Genomic DNA, 20,736 nt, shown 5'->3' with positions numbered 1-20,736 from the left:
GATGCGTAAAATGATGCGGGTTACCCTCCTAATCATCCTTATCATAAGCATAACGACCGGGTGTTGGAACCGAAGGGAATTAAATCAACTCTCTTTTGTGATGGCGCTTGGCATAGATAAACATGATAACCAAATTGAATTAAGCGCTCAGGTGGCGAATGTCGGAGAGATCGGGATGGGACCCTCTTCGGAGGGGGGGACATCGGTGACGAATTTCCATGTTGTATCTCCCAATATATATGAAGGTCTTCAAAAGTTGACGAGCATTGCCCCTAGAGAACTGTACCTTTCCCATTTGCGGATGCTAGTGATTAGCGAAGAGCTAGCAAGGGGAGGACTGAGGGACGTGTTAGACTTCTTTATGCGTAATGAGGAAATGCGTCCTGATTATTTCGTTGCGATTGCGAAGGATGTGCAGGCTAAAGAAGTATTAAGCACCCTGTCACCCACGGAGAAAATTCCGGCGAATAAGCTGTATTCTTCCTTAAAAACGTCCCAGAATCTTTGGGCGCCTACAATTGCCGTACATGTGGATGAATTTGTTGCCAATCTGATCGCGCTTGGCAAAGAACCTGTCTTGACAGGTCTTAGAACCAATGGCGAAATAGCCGTCGCTCAGAATGAAAATAAACTGAAATTGTCGGATGTCCCTGCTGGCCTGATTTTTACTCAGATTGGTGTTTTTCGAGGAGACCGATTAGTTGGCTGGCTTAATGAACAAGAAAGCAAAGGCTACAATTACATAACCGGAAATGTGAAAAGTACAGTGGGACATGTCCTATTGCCTGACGGTGGTGAAGCTGCCATCCACATTTTAAGAACCAAGTCCAAGGTAACGGCCACAATGAAACAGGGGAAACCGGTATTTACCATTGATCTGCAGTTAGAGGGGGATATTGGTGAGGTAGAGGGAAGCATAGATCTGACTAAATCAGAATCTATCTATCTGTTGGAACAGGTTATGGAGAAAAAGTTGAAGGAAATCTTGGAGGCCGTTGTTTCCAAAGCGCAAAAACTTGAATCGGACATTTTCGGATTCGGAGAGATCCTGCACAGATCTGATCCCGGTACTTGGAAACAGATGAAATCGGATTGGCCGAGTAATTTTGTAAAATCAGAGGCGATCTTTCACGTAGATGCCAAACTGCGCCGAACGGGGAAAGTAAGCAGTTCTTTCATTGAAGAATTAAAGAAAAAGACAAAGGAGTAGATGAAGGGTGGCACTTCTTCCTTATATTATCCTAGCGGTTGCTGCGATCGTGTTCATTGAAGTTCCCAGAATGAGGCGAAAGCATCTGAAGAAGGAGCTATGGTCGTTTTCTGTGCTGCTTGCGTTCGGTATGGCGCTATGCATAGCGAAAGCTTTGGGGGCGCACCTGCAAAGTCCGTTAACCTACATAACGTATGTGTTTAGGCCTATGGGCGAAATTTTGCAGAAGATGATGAGTTGATACGAAAAGTCGGAGACAGGATTATGTCTCCGGCTTTTTTGCTTGCTTCGGCAAGCGGCGCAGCTTGGCGATGAGCAGCATGAGCAGCGGAAGCAGAAGTGTAACGGTGAGCGCGTAGGCAGGCCATATTTTATTAGTAAAAGCAAAGGAATAGGGGATATTGGGGATCAAGACATTAGCCATAGGAACCGAGATGACGCCTATTGGGAGTACAAGCGGGCGGTATTCTTTTAAACCAAGTACTTGGGCCAGAATGAGCGTACTAATATAAAAGTTGATGACTGTATAAAAATATTGCGTTACAAACCAGATAATCGCAATAATGGCTTCGGCGCGCTGTAGAAAATCGCCAATATTGATTTTTTGCGCCATATCATAAGTCGGGTAGATGCTCCCCAAAGCTAAAGAGACGCCCAAAACGGCAATATTAGCTATCGTGACGATCCATATCACGGCCCCTCCAATAAGAGTTCCTAGATAATAAGCTTTCTTCGCTTTGCTGACATTATTGGCATAAGGAAGAAGCATGAGAAAGTTGAAAACAGCTGTGAGCGGAAAAGCGAGAAATTGGAAGCTGCCTTGAATAGTCGGCTTTATTCCTTCTTCTAGAATCGGAAGAAAATTAGTAAGCTTCATCTGCGGGACAAGCATCAAAATGACGAGAATTAAAAACAATAAGGTCCACGGAAACAGAATTTCACTAGCACGGCCAATTGTTTCGAGCCCCAAGATGACACTGAAAGCTACCATCATGACCGTAATGGAGATGATGACCTCAATTGGGGTTCTAGAGAGCATTCTTGTCGCGAGAAAATCGCTGATCCCCCACAAGGGGTACAAGGTGCTGACATATACAAAAGTTAAGGCTGCTAAGGCGGCCAATTTCCCGAAAAAACGGCCTAAAATCTGTTCGCTGTACTGAGCAAAGTTCAGCTTAGGAAATATGCCGCCGAGCGTGTTATAGAGAACGATGAGAAGCATGCCTGCCAGTAATCCAACGATGATAGATAGCCAGGCGTCTTGTTTGGCAAGCACAATGAGTTGGGACGGTGAGTAAATAATGGCGTTTCCTATCGTGTATAGGCATAAAATTACACCGAATTGTCTGCTTGATACTTGACCTTTTTCCAACATATGAAACTTCCCTCGATTCGGCAGCATCTCAGTGATCTTTCCTATTTTTGCCTGATTGTTGAGGGTTAAACGTAGTGGGAATGAAAAGACCTGAAGGCAGTTTGCCCTCAGGTCTTTGGTGTGTACAGGTCAATTACTAAGGAAGGCGAACGGATGCCCGGTACAAGCTGCTGTTCCAGTCCACTTTGCTATTCAGCGACTCCGCGACGAGGCGGAGAGGGACATACATGCGGCTGTCCTCCATAATCTGGAGCGGGACAGGCACAGAGACAGATTTGCCGTTCACCGTCGCCGTGGAGCTCCCGTCCTTCAGCTTCATCGTAACGCCTGCGCTCGTAATCGTGGCCGTTCGGGTCGCGGCATCCCACTGAAAACCGGCATTCATCGCGGTGATGAAGGGACGGATTGGAACAACGGTCGTCTCTTTGACGATGAAGCCGCTGTAGTCATAGACAGGCTGTCCGTTGATGTCGATCTGCACCTTCGGCTTGTCCAGCTTGCGCACGACGAGCGCGTTACTGAGCTCGCGGCCAGGATAGGTCAGCATGGTGCCATTGGCATACAGACCGGAGCTGGACCCGCCGTCCATATTCATGGCTTCCTTCAGCCCAAGCTGAAGGGTGATGGCGGCGAGCTGGGAAAGCGTTGCGCTCGGCACGGTTCCCATCACGAGACGGTCAGACCCGTCGATGCCGATGAAGCTGCGCGAAGCAGAGGATTGCGTCACCTTCGGGTCGGAGAAGCCGTCCCGCTTGACGTCGATATCGACGGCGCCGCCACTGACCAGCTTCGGCCCGACCCCGATCGCCGCAAGCCACGACTTGGCGTTCAGTGAGCTGCCGCCTTCGCCTTTGGCCAGCAGCTCCTTCGCAACTCTATCGCCGACGTCTAGATTCGGAAGGACGTACTGTCGGTTGTTGGCGCTGTTGCCGACAAAAAGCACGTAACCGCCGGCAGGAACCTGCACGGAATCGTTCGTGATGCGGGTGACGAGCCCGTCCTTGATGACGACCTTCGTTCCGTTCGGGAAGTTGATCCAGCTGCCAAAGTCCGGGGTATACCAGATCACCTGATCGGTGCTGTCCGCGCCGTAATACTTGTTAACCCCCCAAGGGTTAATGGTGTAAGTCCCGTTCCCTTCACTAACGCGCACGGCGATGTCGAGGTCCACGAACTGAATATCTGGCACTTTATCCCGATTCAGAATAAAGGTCTGATTTTCCCCGGAGTGAAGGGCTTCACCTGCTTGTACCATCATTCCGTTCGGGTAGCGGATGTAAGGGTTAGACTCATAGGCGTTGAAAAATGTGCCGTTAATCGCGGCAACGGCCCCCTCGCGCTCTGCGATCGCTTGCAACGGACCGTCATGGCCAATTCCTCCATCAGCCAAGGCAGGAGCGAGCTCCAGTGTCGGGTCGGTCAAGTCGATCGTAACGACACTTACGTTGAAGGATTTGCCCTGGGCGGTTACCTGTTTCGTTACGGCGTTCACGGAAGGGGAGTATAGCGCGGACGCCGGTGCAGCGCCGGCAAAAAGTGCAGCCGTCAGCAGAAGCGCCGCACCGGGTTTCATCATTTTATGGCTAAACATGAGGTAGTCTCCTTTGGGTTCAGTCGAATGCTGCCGAAAAATATTCAGCTTCCTATAGTATTCGGCCCAACAGGGCGGTTTTGTGACGTCAAAAGAAAAGCACCGGCTCTGGTGAGCCGGTGCATAGGACGTTAAGCAAGTTTCGTCAAGTACTCGTCGAGTTGACGGAAGGTACCTTCAAATCCTTGTTCCATGTTCTCGATCATGGAAGCGTAGAAAGCAGCTTCTTCTTCGGTTGGGTTTACAGGACCGCCGCTAGTCGTGACAATCGTTTGGCCATCCTGTTCTTCAAAGGCTACGATATTCAAAATTTCAAGCGGGAAAACGGGACTGAACGGAGCACGTATTGTGTTAGCATCCGCATCGGAGAATGAGTTCGTGTAGACAAGCTTGTCCGGAGGGGAAACTTCGCTATAAACGAATTTGCCCCACATTTGAAAGCCGTCAGGGGATTTCATGCTGAAGTGGAACATGCCGCCTGGGCGAACATCACACGTGGATACCTCCAGTTGCATGCCTGTCGGTCCCCACCAGTGCATCAGATGCTCGGGCTTCGTCCAACATTGGAAGACGAGCTCGCGTGGAGCGTTGAACGTGCGTGTAATAACTAACGAGCGGGCGTTTGTAGTTTCGGACATGGGTGAGTACCTCCATAAGTTTAAAATTGGTTCAATCTGTACGAGTAAAATAAAAGCAGGTCGGGTCTCCCTTCCACCTTGAAGTGGGACCCGCGGCAGACTTGCAGACTTGCAGCGACAGCGCTAAGGCTTGTGCTCCCTTTCTCAGGGGACTGCCACGCAAGAGTTCGACAATGTGTAAACGGTGGGGCTCTGCGAGAGCACTCATCGTCGAATTCATGCTCTAAATATACTTTACTAGGAATATTCCTGTCAAGGAATATATGAAGACAGGTGATTGCGGAGATTGGAGTAGTATTTCCTGATGGGTGGCGGTTTATTTTGAGTATGATCGTGTGGCTGTCTGGATGCGTGGATGGGTGACGGGTGGATGCGTGGATGAATGAATAGATGAAGATGGATGGATAACGGGTGGATGCGTGGATGAATGAATAGATGAAGATGGATGGATGACGGGTGGATGCGTGGATGAATGAATAGATGAAGATGGATGGATGACGGGTGGATGCGTGGATGAATGAATAGATGAAGATGGATGGATAACGGATGGGTAACGCACGAACGGGTGTGAAGGGATCTACAGGGCGTTATTTAAGCCCGATGAGCTGGGTTTGGCAGTTTGGGGGAACTACAGGGTGTTATTTTGGGATGAAAGCAACCATATGGCTTGGAAATGGAGGAATAGAGGACTGTAGTTCCCACTAATCGCGATAAATGGCAGGTTGCGCGGAAATAGAGGACCACAGTTCCCCCTAATTCAAAAAGGCCGCCAAGGAAAGGTAGACCTACCTTCCGTAGCAGCCTTAGCTCTTATTTTAGGCCCCGGCCTGTTTCCCCGTGAGCGCCACTTCAAAAGCATCAATGATGAACAGAAACCTTTCGGCCTCCCGAAACACGTGGTCAGCGAGCAGCGGATGGATGATGCTTTTGATCTTGCAAGCTTCGATTAAATCTCTGGCCGTCTTCTTGAAGTCGCGGAGCGAAACAACGGAAACGCGATTCTGATCCAGGAATTGATCCAGAAGCGGCTCTGTTTGCGACTGCGGCCGCATGCCGCTGAGGTCAATCGCTTGAAATAACAGCTGATCGAAGTCGTGGCTGAAATTGCGGGCTTGCTCCACTAATTGACGCTCTGACGGGTCAAGTAAATGTCCGATGAATTTGGCATGATCCGCCATAATGCGAAGGAAGAAAACATTTTCATGAATAATCGCGTCGGGTAATGGATCCAGTCTTCCTGTGTTTAATTCCTCTAGCCGATTCCTGAAATAGTTGGCTTCTCGGCTCGTATGATCGACGAGTAGAGGGAAGTTATTGCCCCCTGGCAGTTTGCATTGAATGATCAGCCCAAGAACTTTTCTTTTAAAAGCCCAGATATGTGTTGCAGCTGAATGTGCTTCTAGGTTAAAACGCTGTATCTGCGCTGGATCAGTCGCTTCGGTATACGAATGGGCTTTACCTTCAATTTGCTCGAAAATGCTGTAAAATTGATTGGCTTCCTGAATGAGTTGAGTATCTTCGCAGCGAAAACCAAGCTTTAGAAAGAGGGAATGTTCCTTCATGATTCGGGACCAAAACCGCACTTCTTCCAAAGAACGTGCAACAAACTCATTGGACAAGATCAGCACTCTCCTCTTAGTCAAATATACTATGTTAAGTATAATCGCTTGGAGGAGGAGATAGACCACTCCAGGCTTAACTGGGACGACCCTTTACTCACGTTACCCGGCGATGATGCTCCGCCTTGCGGTAATCTTTGGGCACGATGCCTTTGCTTTCCCGGAAAATGCGGGAGAACGTTTTGTACGAACCGTATCCGACCTCAAGCGCGATTTCCGTTACACTCATCTCCGTAGATACGAGCAGGCTGCAAGCATGGCGCAAACGCAGGTCGTGCAGGAAGTGGACGAAAGTCTGGCCAGTCGTCTGCTTAATCACCTCAGAGATTCGGGAAGCGCTCATCGCGAACTTCGAAGCAAGGTCCGATAAGGCCAACTCTTCCTGATAGTTGAGGTGGATATAATGAATGATAGGCCAAACTGAGTGATGCGTCTTCGCACCGTGAAGCGGGATCGCTTCTACCTCTGCAAGGGGAGCTTGCTTCCAACGATGGCGGTCGAAGCGGATGAGAATTTCTTTTAGTTTGCCTTTTATAAGTATCTGTCTATATCGTTCGGTGCCGTTGTATTCCTGATACATTTCCTCAAGAAGAGCGAGCATCGTTATCTGATCCTGTCCGTGCAGCTGGACGTAAGCCGGCAGGGCCGTCATCTCACCTAGAAGCCCTGACAGACCGGGATCGCTCCCCGATTCCATCAACAGATCCATGCTGAACATGCAGTTATACAAGACCAGCTTTTGTCCTGGGTCTGTGAAAATCTCATGCACCTGATAAGGTAATACGAACGTGAAGGTGCCTTTCCTCATTTCATGATTGACATCATTAATGCTTTCTGACCCCGTGCCCTCAATGACATAGGACAGCTCGAGGAAATCGTGGCGATGTGCGCGAAAGCCGTGCCCCAGCGTATTTTTACTGATATGAAAAGGGAAGGATGAGTGCATGTTTGGGTACGTTTTCAAATAGTCGGGAAAATACGTCATACTCAGCTACTCTCCTTCGAAGAAATGGGACGTTTTCCGAAATATAGGTGCGTTTTTCTACTGCCTTTATTTTATCATAAAAGCAGGTCGTACAGGATGTACTTATGAGGAGGAACAGGGCGTGGGAAGCAGTAAAATTAGAATAGGTATTATTGGTGCTGGTAACATCGGCGGCGTGCATATACGCGAATTTTCGAAATTGGCGGATTCCTGTGAAATTACGGCGATTACAGACGCCTACTTGCCTCTGGCGCAAGCAAAAGCCCAAGAATACGGCATTGCTTACGTAGCAGCTAGCCCTGAAGAGCTTATTCATAGTGACAATGTTGATGCAGTCATAATTGGTGTACCTAACCAACATCACGCTTCACTTGCTGTACAAGCTATTGAAGCTGGCAAGCACGTGCTGATTGAAAAGCCAATGGGTATTCATGCTGCAGCAGCAAAACAGATCCTGAAAGCCAGCGAGGCTTCGGACAAAGTGGTCATGATTGGTCACCAAATGCGTTGGGAAGCTGTACCGCAGCTGATCAAAGAGCAGGTTGATGCCGGTGAGCTAGGCAAAATCTACACTGCCAAAACAGGCTGGTTCCGCCGCAAAGGCATTCCAGGCTGGGGCACATGGTTTACGAAAATGGACGAATCGGGCGGAGGCCCGTTGATTGATATTGGGGTTCACATGCTGGATCTTGCGCTCTACCTGATGGGTAATCCGAAGCCAGTTGCTGTCTTTGGTGCTACTTATGCCGAATTCGGTCCTCGCAAGAAGGGGATTGGTACGTGGGGGACGCCAAATTGGAACGGTACGTATGACGTGGAAGATTTGGCTACGGCGCTCATCCGGATGGAAGACGGCAGCACGTTGACGCTGGAAGTAAGCTGGGCGGTTCATATGGATACGGACAATACGCCGTTCATTCATCTGATGGGCTCTGATGGCGGCGCAAGCTATAAGGGAGCGTCCGGTAAACTGCTGACAGAGAAGTTCAATCGGGCTATCGAGACAGATTTGAAAAAGCCTGAGAATGATGAAGGGGAGCGCCTGCGTCTCAGCAGACATTTCCTAACGTGCATTCGGGAAGGTAAACAGCCGATTACGTCTGCGCTATCCGGCTTTACGAATAATTTAATTCTCGATGCCATCTATGAATCTTCCCGGACAGGGAATGAAGTTAAACTAAACTGGGATATCTAATTCGGGAGGGAAATACGATGCTTAGAGGGTTAACGGGAGCAGGACTTGGCAAGTTGGAAAGCAATGAGCAGTTCATAGAGTTAGCGGCAAAATACGGCTTTGAAGCCGTCGATATCGACGCGCTTGCCCTTGTGGAGAGCCACAGCGCAGACGGAGCGCGCGAGCTGCTAAGCAAACATGGCCTCGTGATAGGCTCCATCGGTCTGCCGGTGGAATGGCGCGGGTCCGAGGAGCGCTTCCGCGCTGACCTGCCGAAGCTGACACAAGCAGCTGCAGCGGCTGCAGCGCTTGGCTGCACGAGCTGCTGCACGTACGTTCTGCCATCGACGGATCTGAATGCTGCGCATTTCATGGCGCTGGCTACCCGCAGATTGCGCACTTGCGCGCAAATCCTTGGCGCTTACGGCATCCGTCTTGGCCTAGAGTTCGTGGGGCCGCACCATCTGCGCACACGCTGGAAGCATCCGTTCATCTGGACGCTCGAAGAGACGCTGGATTGGATTGCTGCGATCGGCGAGAGCAACGTAGGTTTGCTGTTCGATGCGTACCACTGGTACACGAACGGTTTAACGGTAGCTGACATCGAGAAGCTGCGCCCTGAGCAGATCGTCCACGTCCACATCAACGACGCGCCGGATGTTCCGGTGGAGGAAGTGCTGGATAACGGACGTGTGTATCCAGGCGAAGGCGTGATCGACTTGGCGGGCTTCCTGCAAGGTTTGGCGAAGATCGGCTATAAAGGCGCTGTTTCGCAGGAAATTTTGACGGCAACGCCGCCGGCGGATTCACCGGAGAGCCTGGTGCAGCGCTCCAAAGCGGGCTTTGACAAAGTGTATGCGGCGGCGGGATTGTAAGCTGTTGTGTGGCGGCAGATAGCGGTAAGCGAGACGGCAGACCCGAGCACCCGGACCTTCGGACTCTCGGACTCCCGGACCTTCGGACCTTCGGACTCTCGGACTCCCGGACTCCCGGACCCCCGGACCCCCGGACCTTCGGACTCTCGGACTCCCGGACCCCGGACCCCCGGCCCCCAGCCCCCAGCCCCCAGCCCCATCTGGGCAGGTCAGGTAACTTAACTGGAAAAACTACCGCTAATTGTACGGGAGATTAGGGTTTGATTGAAATAACGGGAAATTGTCCATCTATTTCCGGAGGAAATGCCTTCATTTGCCCGAACGTGGCGGAATAACAGGAGAATTTCCAGTTAAATGAAGATAAACTGAAAAAAAATTGAATTTAACAGGAGAAACTCCAGTTATTTAAATTCAGAGTGAGCCGGAGACTTTAAGTTCTCGGCTCACTTCGCATTTTCAGGCTTGCAGTCTCACGAAATGCCAGAAAGTTTGACATTCGACAAAGGTTCCTATGAGCCATCCGCACAGTCCGACAACATTTTCAGGCATTCTCGTTTACTATGTTCCTGTTCTACTAAATATGCCTAAATAAAAATGAAAAGGAGATAAGATCATGCAAATTAAAAAGAAGGATGACATTGGCTTGATTTTGGACAACTTTTCGTCGTATGCGAAGTGGGATCCTTCTGGCCAGAAACTATACCTTGTGTTCGCTGATAACAAGCGTGGGGGACAGTGGACGCTGATGAACTACAACGATGATCGTTTCAGCGTACACGGGCGCGGTAAAGATTACTTAGATGAAAAAGAAGCGTTTTTTGAAGAACGCAACAGCGTTGTTTCGTTCTTATGGAACAACCGTGCCGCTCTAAAGGCAGCCGTAGAACCAAGCGAGTAGAAAGCTGGACAACCAGCTAGTTCCCCCTGTATAAAAGACGAGGCAAAAGCCTCCGAAACCACCAACGACGGCTTGGTGGTTCCGGAGGCTTTTGGCGTTCGTTTCGTTGTTGCTTGGCGCTAAGGAGCAGCACTCTCCTTTTGCTTATCGCGGTATTGCCCTGGGGTAATACCCTCCTGCTTGCGGAAGGAGCGGATGAAGTTCTGCGAGTTGTTATAGCGCAGCTTGGACGAGATATCCTTGATCGGCATATCGGTTTCGAGCAGCCATTTCTTGGCCATGTTAAACCGGTAGGCCGATAAATAATCGCTGAAGGAGCAATTCGTTTCCTTACGGAAAATGCTGCTTAAATAGTTCGCATTGTAATGCAGTCTGGAAGCGCAGTCCTCCAGCGTGAGGTCGGTATCGTAATATTTTTGCACAAGATCGATAATTTTCTCGGAAATATTGTGGTACTGCGCATCCTGCCGGTCGCGGTAGATGCGGATCAGCGGGTGGATGACTTCCGTCCAGAACCAGTCTTCGATTTCCGCCGTCATATGCAGATTCAACAGTTCCTCGAAGAGCGAGCCTTTGTGCGGATGAATCTGATTCAAAGAGATACCGGATTCCTGCATCACCATCAGCAGATTGTTGAGCAGCCGAGCAAGCGGAATCTGATACTCTTGCGGCGAGAGCGGAGCGGCGAATACGGCTTGCAGGAGCTGTCGCAGCAGCTCTTTGGACTTATCCTTTTCAGCAACCTTGATTGCGTCCATCAATTCATTTTCGAGCGGCTTAGGATAGTTTAGATTCAAGAAATGTTTGCCCGAGTTAATATTCTCGTACTGAATGATGATGCCTTCGCCGAGCTTGATACGATGCTTCAGAGCTTCAAGTCCTTCTTTGTAGGCAATCGACATTTGCGAAAAAGCATGAATGGGAAGGCTCATCCCGATGCTGACATGCAGATTCAGATAGCTGAAGATATGCTGCTGCATCTGCTCCGTCAAGGCGTAGACCTTATTGCGGAAAGCGGCAGCTTCGCTGTCGGGACTTCCAATCAAGGTCACCACGGTCTGATCGATAATGACCGGGGCGAGCCGCTGATCGGAAGGAATGAGCTCCTCAATCATATTGTGTGCGGCAAAAAGGAGCAGTTCCATGTCTCTTTTTTCATAACGCGTATTGTCGATGGAGTCGATCTGCAGCGTAATGACGGACATTGTTTTCCACTCGTCAACATGTTTCGTGTAGCCAAATTGGGCTAATTTATCGGGCAGCTCGCTCGTTTTGATATGACCCTGAAAAGCTTTGATCAAGAAGAAGGTCCGCACCTGGCCGATATGCTGATGAACCTCTCTTTCCAGCTGGGACTTGGACTGGAACAACGTATGGACATGCTCGCTGATCATCTGGAACTCGTTGGCCTTCCGTTTCTGATTGACGGTAACGAGGCCCCCGATTTGATTGAGCAGGAGCTGGATGGGCGAGTACATTTTGCGCGAACCGAGCCAAGCGAGCAGCATGGATAGGAGCAGCATCAGAATGCAGACGTAGATCGTGTAGACTCCGATTTTGCGCGACTCCGTGGTCAAGCTGTCGATGGAGGTTAAGGACAAATAAGTCCAATTATTCAAGTTCGAGTGCAGATAGCTCACGGAATAGCGCATGTCGTCGATATCAGCAGTGAATTGACCCGTAGGCGCCTTTAGCTGGCTTAGATCCTTCAGGCCGGCCTCTGAGATAGGTTTACCGATTAGGCTCGCATCCGGATGCATGAGAATTTGGTTGTGCTCGTCCATAATCAGGATATCTTCAAGATGCTTGGTATCGCTTTGTATCAAATCCTGCAGGGAACAGGCTGGAATGTTAGCCATCGCCAAGCCGTATTTCTCCAGACCGGTGGTTGGCAGCTTTTTGACCAGTGAGATACTGTAATCGCAGGTTACGCTCCGGGCATTTTCCTCCGTAAAAAACCACTTCGACGGGTTCGTAATCCACGTGCTGTTCTCCTGTGTGTTCATCAGGTTCAGCAATTTATCGTAAAAAGGGTAGCCGTCAAAACGGTACAACCCTGAATTCTTAATCATCCAGTTCTCGCGGGCATTGATCAAGATGACATCTTCCAGCTTCGTGTCAAAAGACTGCATGTACCGAATCTCGCTGCGCAGATCGTCATACATCATGAAATCGTTTACAGTTAACGGCATATCCATCGCCTTTTTAAGCACAGTGGAGTTGATAACCTGATTAAGTGTATGGTTGACAGTCGTTAATTTCTGCTCTACATTGGAGTTGATTTGGGTGATTAACTGCATTTTTCCTTCGTTTACATTTTTTTGGATCTCGTTCGACGAGGTTATGAAGGCAAAAGCGCCGATAAAAATAACCGGGAGTGTGCTGAGCAGGAACCCGAACATGGTCATTTTGCTGAGAAAACTTAAATTGGGCATCGCAGCCAACACCTTATCTTAGGATGATCATTTCTGTATCTATGTATTGTAGTCAAGTCTGTCGTTAAGAGCAATAATCATCTGTCTGGCGGATAATCATTTTCTCTGATTATGACCGCAAAACGCTGCTGCAGCAAGGGGGAAGGATCATGAGTGTACATGTACACGTGAAAAGTTTTAAGCGCGGTCGTCTCTATATCATCGGGTTGCTGATGGTTGTTTTGATCAGTGGTTGCACGAAAGGAAGCACTACGGGAGCCGATGAGGCGAGCAGTGACCGCCCTGTCATTTCGATTATGGCACCGCTTCATTTTCCGCATCCGCCTAACCCCGAGCTTGTTCAGGAGATTGAAAAGCTTACGAATACGAAGCTGGAATTGAATTGGGTTCCGGATGGCATATACACCGATAAAATGAACACAGCCCTCACCACGAACTCGCTAAAAAAAGCGACCTATGTGAAATATACGGATTACATGTTGATGAAAAATTCGATCCGTTCCGGCGCCTTTTGGGATATCGGACCTTATTTGGCGGCTTATCCGAATCTGAAGCAGCTGAACAAGGAAATTTTGGGACAGGCGGCTGTCGATGGTAAAATTTATGGCTTGTACACCGAGCGGCCGTCATCCCGGCAAGGTATCATTATACGCGAGGACTGGCTGAACAATGTGAAGCTGGCTAAGCCAACGACGGTGGATGAGCTTTATCAAGTGTTAAAAGCTTTCACGTATGGCGATCCCGACCGCGATGGCAAGAATGATACCATCGGGCTGACGGACCGGAATGACTTGGTATTTGGTGCTTTTAAAACGCTCAGCTCCTACTTCGGTACACCGAATAACTGGGGCGTTGCGGATGGGAAGCTTGTGCCGGAGTTCGAAACGCAAGCATACGTCGAAACGATGGATTTTATGAAAAAGCTGTATGATGAAAAGCTCATTAACCCGGATTTTGCGGTTACCAGTAAAGAAGTACAGCGCGATAAGCTGATTCGGGGCATCGCAGGCGTCTATATTGGCAGCATGCAGGATGTGCAGCGGCTTTCGGACGAGGTACAGCTTGTGAATCCTTCGGCTAAATTCACGCTCGTGAATCATATCGAAGGTACCAAGGGGTTCCGGATCTGGTCGATTCCGAACTACAGCGCGCTGTACCTTTTTTCCAAAAAAGCGATTCGCACGGAGGCGGAATTAAAGCAGGTGCTGCAATTTTTTGACCGGTCGATGGATAAAGATGTCGCCAACCTGATGAAGTATGGGTTGGAGGGGCGTCATTATACCACCATTGGGGACAAAGTCCAGCTGCTGGAGGAGACGTCCAAGATTCGCGTGAACGAAGTGAATGCGCTGTATGCGCTCATGATAGCGGACTTGAACAATCCGCAGGTGAAGCAGGTCGCTGAGAGCGAGTCCCTGTCACAGTTGGCGGATAAGCTCAGCATGGACAACGAGAAGTATGTCGTCAAGGATCCGACATTGGGCTTGGAGTCGAAAACCTATGACGAGCGTGGCGTGGAGCTGTATAAAGTCGTCTCCGACGCGACTTACAATTATATGCTGGGGAAACTGGACAAAGCTGCTTTTGTGCAGGAGATTGAGCGCTGGAAGCGAGGAGGCGGCGGTCAGATTATTCAGGAATATAATGAGGCATATTCGAAGAGGTGAGGGGTTGACGTTGTGGCTGGCGTGAGGGCCTCGCTCACGCTCAAAGCCCTGCCGTTACGTCGTTATCCGACGCTAACGAGTGGGGAACGAGCCTCCGGTAGAAGTTACCGTCGCAAAACAAGCTTTGAGCGTGAGATCCTCACTCACGCTCAAAGCCCTGCCGTAACGCTGTTTTTCGACGCTAACGTGTGTGGAACGAACCTCCGGTAGAAGTTACCGTCGCAAAACAAGCTTTGAGCGTGAGATCCTCGCTCACGCTCAAAGCCTTGCCGTGACGCTGTTATTCGACGCTAACGAGTGGGGAACGAGCCTCCGGTAGAAGTTACCGTCGCAAAACAAGCTTTGAGCGTGAGATCCTCGCTCACGCTCAAAGCTCTGCCGTAACGCTGTTTTTCGACGCTAACGTGTTGGGAACGAGCCTCCGGTAGAAGTTACCGTCGCAAAACAAGCTTAACACCGGCGTGAGAGCTTCGCTCACGCTCGAAGCCCTGCCGTAACGTTGTTTTTCGACGCTAACGAGTGGGGAACGAGCCTCCGATTGAAGTTAACGTCGCAAAACAAGCTTAACACCAGCGTGAGAGCCTCCTCACGCTCAAGAGTGTCTCATCGAACCCCACAAACTGCAAAAAGTGCAGCAAATTATATCGTCATGCCCGATTCTAAAGACGAACATGTAAAAAGTACATGTAATTCATTAATTTTTACCTGAAACAAGTGAAAATCGCCAATTTAGCTGCACTTTTTGCATGATTGGAGGTAAAATTATTGATTACCGCCGAATTTACTGCACTTTTTGCAGGATTTGTTTATCACAAACGTCCGTCTTCTCTTCTGTTTCTCTCTCATTAGCCCCAGCCCCCACATTACCCGAGCGCCCCACATCCACATCCAGCTTGATCAGCCATCCCGCATAACCAGATCCTCATAATCCAGCTACTCACACACACATACCACATCACCCGAGCACTCCACATCCACATCCAACTTGATCCTCCATATCCCGCACAACCAGATCCTCACAATCCAGCTACTCTCAAACCTATGCCGCATCACCCGAGCACTCCACATCCACATCCAACTTGATCCTCCATATCCCGCATAACCAGATCCTCACAATCCAGCTACTCTCAAACCCATACCGCATCACCCGAGCACTCCACATCCACATCCAACTTGATCCTCCATATCCCGCACAATCAGATCCCCACAATCCAGCTACTCTCAAACCCATACCGCATCACCCGAGCACCCCACATCCACATCCGCCTCGATCCGTTTGTAGCAACTAGATTCTCTCCATCCAGCTACCCCCAACCCCGCCTCGCACTCACATCCATCTGCCCTGGGGGTAGGGATGTGGAGAGGAGGGCAATGGGGATTCCTCATCCCATCCCATCCACTTCCCACAATAATCATCTCCCTCCGAAATAATCATCATCTCACATCCCTAGATGAACTAGGTCTAAGTGAGTAAATGATTATTTCGGTACCTAATTAAGAACTTGTATCGTGGAATATGTAGCAAACAAACAATTCACGGAGGTCTAACAAATATGAAGAGAAAATTAGTCTCGATTCCGCTCAGCATAATGCTCGTATCCAGCTTTGCACTTGCAGCTTGCTCAGACGGAGGCAAGGCCACTCCTGCAGCTACAACGGCAGCAGCCGGTACAACAGCACCAAAAGCAACGGCTGACACAACTCCAGCAGCGATCACCATTATGGCGCCATTGAACACAGCACAAACGCCACCAGATACAATTATTAAAGAACTCGAAAAATTAACGAATACAAAGCTGACCTATCAATTCTTCCCGGCGGATACGTACGAGGAGAAGCTGAACACAACCTTCGCGACCGGCGCACTGCCGCAAGTGACGTACTTGAAAAACCAAGCGACTTTCATTCAAATGAAATCCGCAATCCGTGACGGCCAATTCTGGGAAATCGGTCCGCTGCTCAAAGACTTCCCGAACCTCGGCAAGCTGAAGTCCACAACGAATGACAATACAAAAGTAGACGGTAAGCTGTACACGCTGTACCGTGGCGTAGATATCGCCCGCCAAGGCCTCATTTACCGGAAAGACTGGGCCGATAAGCTGGGCTTGAAGCCGCCGGCAAATATGGATGAGCTGTACGCGATGGCGAAGGCATTTACTGAGAAAGATCCAGACGGCAACGGCAAAAAAGACACCATCGGCCTCACAGACCGTAATGATCTCATCTACGGCGCATTCAAAACAGCAGCGACTTGGTTGGGCGTTCCGAACAACTGGGGCGTGAAAGACGGCAAACTGCAGCCGGAGTTCATGTTCCCTGAATATGTGAAGTCGATGGATTACTTCAAGAAGCTGCGCGATGAAGGCCTGATTAATAAAGACTTCGCAGCAACAAGTAAAACCGATCAACAAAAACTGTTCACCAACGGTACAGCAGGTATGTACATCGGAGCTATGACGGACGTTTCGACCCTGAACAAGGATCTGGTCAAAAACGTGCCAACAGCCGTTGTAGACGTTCACAGCATGGTTGCAGGACCTGACGGTAAATTCGCAGCTTGGGCGCTTCCAGGCTATGCGAACGTCGTGCTTTTCCCTAAATCCGCAATCAAAAACGAAGCCGAGCTAAGAAAAGTATTGGCCTTCTTCGACAAAATGATGACGCCTGAAGTTGCGAACTTGGCAAACTGGGGTATCAAAGATGCTAACTACAGCGTAGTCGACGGCAAAGCGAAGAAGCTGGATGAAGAGAAATGGACACGCGAAGTGAAGCCGTTCACTGATGCAGCAATCGGCGATGAAGATACGTCAGGTAGACTGCTCGGAATTCCATCCATCCCTGCTCAAGGCAAAGCGGATGAGCTGAAAATCGCGAATCTGAAGTTCGCTGTGCAAGACCCAGTAGCAGCGCTTGATTCCAAAACCAACTTGGAAAAAGGCGTTCAACTCCAAGATGTTATCAAAGATGCGACGAACAAATACATCTACGGCAGCATTGATAAAGCCGGATTCGACAAAGCCGTCGAGGACTGGAAAAACCGCGGAGGCAACAAAATCATCGAAGAATACAACGCATTATACAAAAAATAAGCCGTGGACAGGAATCAAAGAAATCATACTGATTTCTAAGCGGGGAGGCTGCTGGTCATCAGGAGCAGTCTTCTCGTTTTTATGAAACATCGGGAAAGGAAGAGAACGATGCAGAACATACATGCTGTGCAAAGCGTGGTGGAGAGGAAACAGAGCAGTGAACTAGGCAGGCGGCTATGGAGGAACAAATGGATTTATATCATGCTGCTGCCGGGTATTTTGTATTTTATCGTGTTTAAATATGTCCCGATGTACGGTTTGATCATTTCGTTCCAAAACTATAAGCCGTTCAAAGGGGTTAGCGGGAGCGAATGGGTGGGCTTTGAGCATTTTCAGCGTTTGTTTACAGAACCTGATTTCTTAAATATTTTGAGCAATACGTTAATTTTATTTGTGATGAACATTCTGTTTTACTTCCCGATCCCAATCATTATGGCCTTGATGCTGAATGAGGTGAGAGGGGAATTTTTCAAGAAAACGTTTCAAACGATCGTCTATTTGCCTCACTTTATGTCTTGGGTCATCATTGTTTCGATCTCCTTCGTTATGTTGACGATGGACGGCGGGATTATTAACGACATTATTGAATATGTTGGCCTTGAGAAAATCAACTTTCTGTTGGCTCCGGAATGGTTTAGACCGATGTACATTCTTCAAGTCATCTGGCGGGAAGCCGGCTGGGGGACGATTATTTATCTGGCGGCGATTGCCTCCATTGATCCGGGGTTGTATGAGGCAGCACGTATGGACGGTGCAGGACGTTTGCGCCAAATGTGGCACATTACGCTTCCAGCTTTGCGCAGTGTCATTATTGTTTTGCTAATTTTGAAAATTGGTGCGGTTCTCGAACTCGGTTTTGAACATGTGTACTTGCTGCTTAACTCTATGAACCGAAATGTTGCGGAGATCATTGATACTTATGTATATACAGCTGGTTTAAAACAAGGCCAATTCAGCTACAGCGCAGCCATCGGATTGTTCAAATCGTTCATCGGACTTGTTCTGGTGATGATTGTGAACCGCATTGCGAAGAAAATGGGTGAAGAAGGCGTGTACTAAGAAAGGCAAAGAAAGGCAGGAGGGCTGCACCATGGTAGAAGATCGAACATTAGCAGGGCGAATGTTTAGCATCATTAACTATTTGCTCTTAACGATTATTGGCTTGATTACAGTGATCCCTTTTGTGCATGTCGTGGCAGGATCCTTTACAACCAGCGCGGAGATGGCGGCTAAGAAGTTCGTCATTATTCCGACGGATTGGAGTATTGAGGCGTATCGGTTTATTTTTTCGACGAATACGATTTTTAAAGCGATGGGTGTTTCTATTTGGACGACGCTGCTTGGAACGCTAATCTCGATGTTCATCACAGCCCTGATGGCGTACGGTTTGTCCCGCAGAGATGTGGATGGCCGCAAAGTGATTATGTTCATGGTTGTTTTCACGATGTTGTTCCACGGCGGTTTAGTGCCAACGTTCCTGGTTGTAAAAGAATTAGGGATGATCGACTCGTATATGGCCTTAATTTTGCCGTCGGCAGTTTCAGCGTTTAACTTGATTATTTTGAAAAACTTCTTCCAGAACATCCCGGAAGGGCTGGAAGAGTCGGCGAAGATCGATGGCTGCAGCGACTTCGGCATTTTGTTCCGCATTGTATTGCCTTTGTCGATGCCGGCGATTGCAACGATTTCCCTCTTCTATGCCGTGACGTACTGGAACACCTACCTGAGCGCGATCCTCTATTTGAACGAGAGCGCGATGTGGCCGATTCAAGTACTACTGAGACAAATTGTCGTTCTCGCAAGCGGAATGGATCACAGTGTGGATCTCGACAGCGTGACGCCGCCTCCGGCTCAGTCGATCAAGATGGCGGTTATCGTCGTAGCGACATTACCAATCCTGGTTGTTTATCCGTTCTTGCAGAAGCACTTTGCTAAAGGCGCAATGATCGGTTCCATTAAAGGGTGAAAGAAAGGATCAGCTGGCTGCCAATCCATAAATCTATATAAGAATAGAGAGGGAAACTTACAATGACTGATCGTTATGCAAAATCACCGATGGAATGGGCACGGGCTGCCTGTGATTCCATTATGAGTCAGTATACACCGATGGAACTGCCGCCTGCCGGGCGTTGGCATTATCACCAAGGCGTGTTTTTATGCGGGATGGAAATGCTGTGGGAAGCCGAAAAGGACGATCGCTACGATGCCTACATTCAGGCTTATGTGGACGGCCTGATTGACGATAACGGCAATCTGTACTTTGCTCGCGATGAGCTGGATGCGGTGCAGGCTGGACTTTTGTTGTTCCGTTTGGAGGAGAAGACGGGACGCACGAAATACCGGATCGCTGCCGATAAGCTGAGAAATCTGCTGCGCACGATCAACCTGACATCAGAAGGCGGGTACTGGCATAAAGACAAATACGCCTACAACATGTGGCTCGACGGTTTGTACATGGCGGGTGTCTTCTCGCTGAAATATGCGAATGCTTACGGTGATCTCGCGCTGCGCAATACCGTGCTGCATCAAGAAGGACTCATGCGCAAATACATGAAGGACGACGCAACAGGATTGCTCTACCATGCTTGGGACGAGAGCCGCAAAATGCCTTGGGCAAACATCGAAACCGGCTGCTCGCCGGAGTTCTGGGGGCGTTCGCTTGGCTGGTACGGACTGGCTGTTGCGCAGTTTCTGGATGAGCTTCCTGCGGATGAGCCGAGGCGTGAAGATTTGGTCGACTCCCTGCGTGAGTTCGTTCATGCCTTGATTCGTTACCAGGATGCGGAGAGCGGACTCTGGTATCAAGTTGTTGACAAAGGCGATCAGCCGGATAATTGGTTGGAATCCTCCTGCACAAGTCTGTTCGTCTACACGATTGCCAAGGCGGTTAAGCACGGTGTTGTCGGCGGGGAGTGTGCGGCAGCAGCAGTGAAGGGGTATGAAGGCTTGATCCGTACGCTGAAATTCGATGAGCAGGAGCGGGTAATCCTGCCTTTGATCTGCATCGGAACGTCAGCCGGCGATTACGAAAACTACGTAACACGTCCAACTAGTGAGAACGATCTGCATGGCGTAGGGGCTTTTATAATGGCTTGTGTTGAAGTAGAATCTCTCGTTAAGCAGACCGTATAAGGCATCTAAGCGAAACAGACGTAAGAACAGAGCACCTGTTTTCGTCTG

At 49.3% G+C, this 20,736-nt stretch carries 17 protein-coding genes; 11 read left to right on the top strand and 6 right to left on the bottom strand.

Annotated features, from left to right (window positions below):
* Position 1: 1 nt before the first annotated feature.
* Positions 2 to 1,210: a Ger(x)C family spore germination protein gene (locus AC58UW_RS24135; protein ID WP_497423139.1), complete on the top strand. Its 1,209-nt coding sequence runs from the start codon at positions 2 to 4 to the stop codon at positions 1,208 to 1,210.
* Positions 1,211 to 1,217: 7 nt separating this feature from the next.
* Complete coding sequence (locus AC58UW_RS24130) at positions 1,218 to 1,451, top strand: hypothetical protein (RefSeq protein WP_497423138.1); 234 nt, start codon at positions 1,218 to 1,220, stop codon at positions 1,449 to 1,451.
* A 21-nt stretch (positions 1,452 to 1,472) separates the two neighbouring features.
* On the opposite strand, the gene AC58UW_RS24125 is transcribed toward AC58UW_RS24130, so the two are convergent.
* The 5 genes from AC58UW_RS24125 to AC58UW_RS24105 form a co-directional block, all read right to left on the bottom strand.
* Entirely contained in the window at positions 1,473 to 2,612 is a 1,140-nt protein-coding gene (locus AC58UW_RS24125; RefSeq protein ID WP_497423137.1) for a GerAB/ArcD/ProY family transporter, read from the bottom strand.
* 109 nt (positions 2,613 to 2,721) lie between these two features.
* Positions 2,722 to 4,176: a stalk domain-containing protein gene (locus AC58UW_RS24120; RefSeq protein ID WP_497423136.1), complete on the bottom strand. Its 1,455-nt coding sequence runs from the start codon at positions 4,174 to 4,176 to the stop codon at positions 2,722 to 2,724.
* A gap of 131 nt (positions 4,177 to 4,307) precedes the next feature.
* Entirely contained in the window at positions 4,308 to 4,814 is a 507-nt protein-coding gene (locus AC58UW_RS24115; RefSeq protein WP_497423135.1) for an SRPBCC domain-containing protein, read from the bottom strand.
* Between the two features lie 815 nt (positions 4,815 to 5,629).
* Positions 5,630 to 6,433, bottom strand: coding sequence for a DUF2935 domain-containing protein (locus AC58UW_RS24110; protein WP_497423134.1), 804 nt, complete (start codon positions 6,431 to 6,433; stop codon positions 5,630 to 5,632).
* Positions 6,434 to 6,530: 97 nt separating this feature from the next.
* On the bottom strand, positions 6,531 to 7,418 hold the full coding sequence (locus tag AC58UW_RS24105) for a helix-turn-helix domain-containing protein (protein ID WP_497423133.1): 888 nt from the start codon (positions 7,416 to 7,418) through the stop codon (positions 6,531 to 6,533).
* 121 nt (positions 7,419 to 7,539) lie between these two features.
* Between AC58UW_RS24105 and AC58UW_RS24100 the strand changes: the two genes are divergently transcribed.
* The 3 genes from AC58UW_RS24100 (at position 7,540) to AC58UW_RS24090 (ending at position 10,365) form a co-directional block, all read left to right on the top strand.
* Complete coding sequence (locus AC58UW_RS24100; RefSeq protein ID WP_497423132.1) at positions 7,540 to 8,613, top strand: Gfo/Idh/MocA family protein; 1,074 nt, start codon at positions 7,540 to 7,542, stop codon at positions 8,611 to 8,613.
* A gap of 17 nt (positions 8,614 to 8,630) precedes the next feature.
* Positions 8,631 to 9,467, top strand: a complete 837-nt coding sequence (locus tag AC58UW_RS24095) for a sugar phosphate isomerase/epimerase family protein (RefSeq protein ID WP_497423131.1) — start codon at positions 8,631 to 8,633, stop codon at positions 9,465 to 9,467.
* A 613-nt stretch (positions 9,468 to 10,080) separates the two neighbouring features.
* On the top strand, positions 10,081 to 10,365 hold the full coding sequence (locus AC58UW_RS24090; RefSeq protein WP_497423130.1) for a hypothetical protein: 285 nt from the start codon (positions 10,081 to 10,083) through the stop codon (positions 10,363 to 10,365).
* A gap of 119 nt (positions 10,366 to 10,484) precedes the next feature.
* Here AC58UW_RS24090 and AC58UW_RS24085 read toward each other — a convergent pair whose 3' ends face one another.
* Positions 10,485 to 12,800 (bottom strand): helix-turn-helix domain-containing protein, encoded by a 2,316-nt coding sequence (locus AC58UW_RS24085; RefSeq protein ID WP_497423129.1) that lies wholly within the window; start codon positions 12,798 to 12,800, stop codon positions 10,485 to 10,487.
* Between the two features lie 149 nt (positions 12,801 to 12,949).
* Between AC58UW_RS24085 and AC58UW_RS24080 the strand changes: the two genes are divergently transcribed.
* The 6 genes from AC58UW_RS24080 to AC58UW_RS24055 all read left to right on the top strand — a co-directional run bounded on the left by AC58UW_RS24080 (position 12,950) and on the right by AC58UW_RS24055 (position 20,688).
* Positions 12,950 to 14,467: an extracellular solute-binding protein gene (locus AC58UW_RS24080; RefSeq protein WP_497423128.1), complete on the top strand. Its 1,518-nt coding sequence runs from the start codon at positions 12,950 to 12,952 to the stop codon at positions 14,465 to 14,467.
* A gap of 12 nt (positions 14,468 to 14,479) precedes the next feature.
* Positions 14,480 to 14,677 (top strand): hypothetical protein, encoded by a 198-nt coding sequence (locus AC58UW_RS24075; RefSeq protein WP_497423127.1) that lies wholly within the window; start codon positions 14,480 to 14,482, stop codon positions 14,675 to 14,677.
* A 1,343-nt stretch (positions 14,678 to 16,020) separates the two neighbouring features.
* On the top strand, positions 16,021 to 17,556 hold the full coding sequence (locus AC58UW_RS24070) for an extracellular solute-binding protein (RefSeq protein WP_497423126.1): 1,536 nt from the start codon (positions 16,021 to 16,023) through the stop codon (positions 17,554 to 17,556).
* A 108-nt stretch (positions 17,557 to 17,664) separates the two neighbouring features.
* The gene (locus AC58UW_RS24065) at positions 17,665 to 18,615 is read left to right on the top strand and encodes an ABC transporter permease (RefSeq protein WP_497423125.1); all 951 of its coding nucleotides are present in this window, start codon (positions 17,665 to 17,667) and stop codon (positions 18,613 to 18,615) included.
* 31 nt (positions 18,616 to 18,646) lie between these two features.
* Entirely contained in the window at positions 18,647 to 19,522 is an 876-nt protein-coding gene (locus AC58UW_RS24060; protein ID WP_497423124.1) for a carbohydrate ABC transporter permease, read from the top strand.
* A 62-nt stretch (positions 19,523 to 19,584) separates the two neighbouring features.
* Positions 19,585 to 20,688, top strand: coding sequence for a glycoside hydrolase family 88/105 protein (locus tag AC58UW_RS24055; protein ID WP_497423123.1), 1,104 nt, complete (start codon positions 19,585 to 19,587; stop codon positions 20,686 to 20,688).
* Positions 20,689 to 20,736: the final 48 nt, after the last annotated feature.

The sequence above is a fragment of the Paenibacillus sp. J22R160 genome (genome assembly GCF_059692135.1).
The sequence above is the reverse complement of the archived record's forward strand: the minus strand, read 5'-3'. Positions and strand labels throughout refer to the sequence as shown.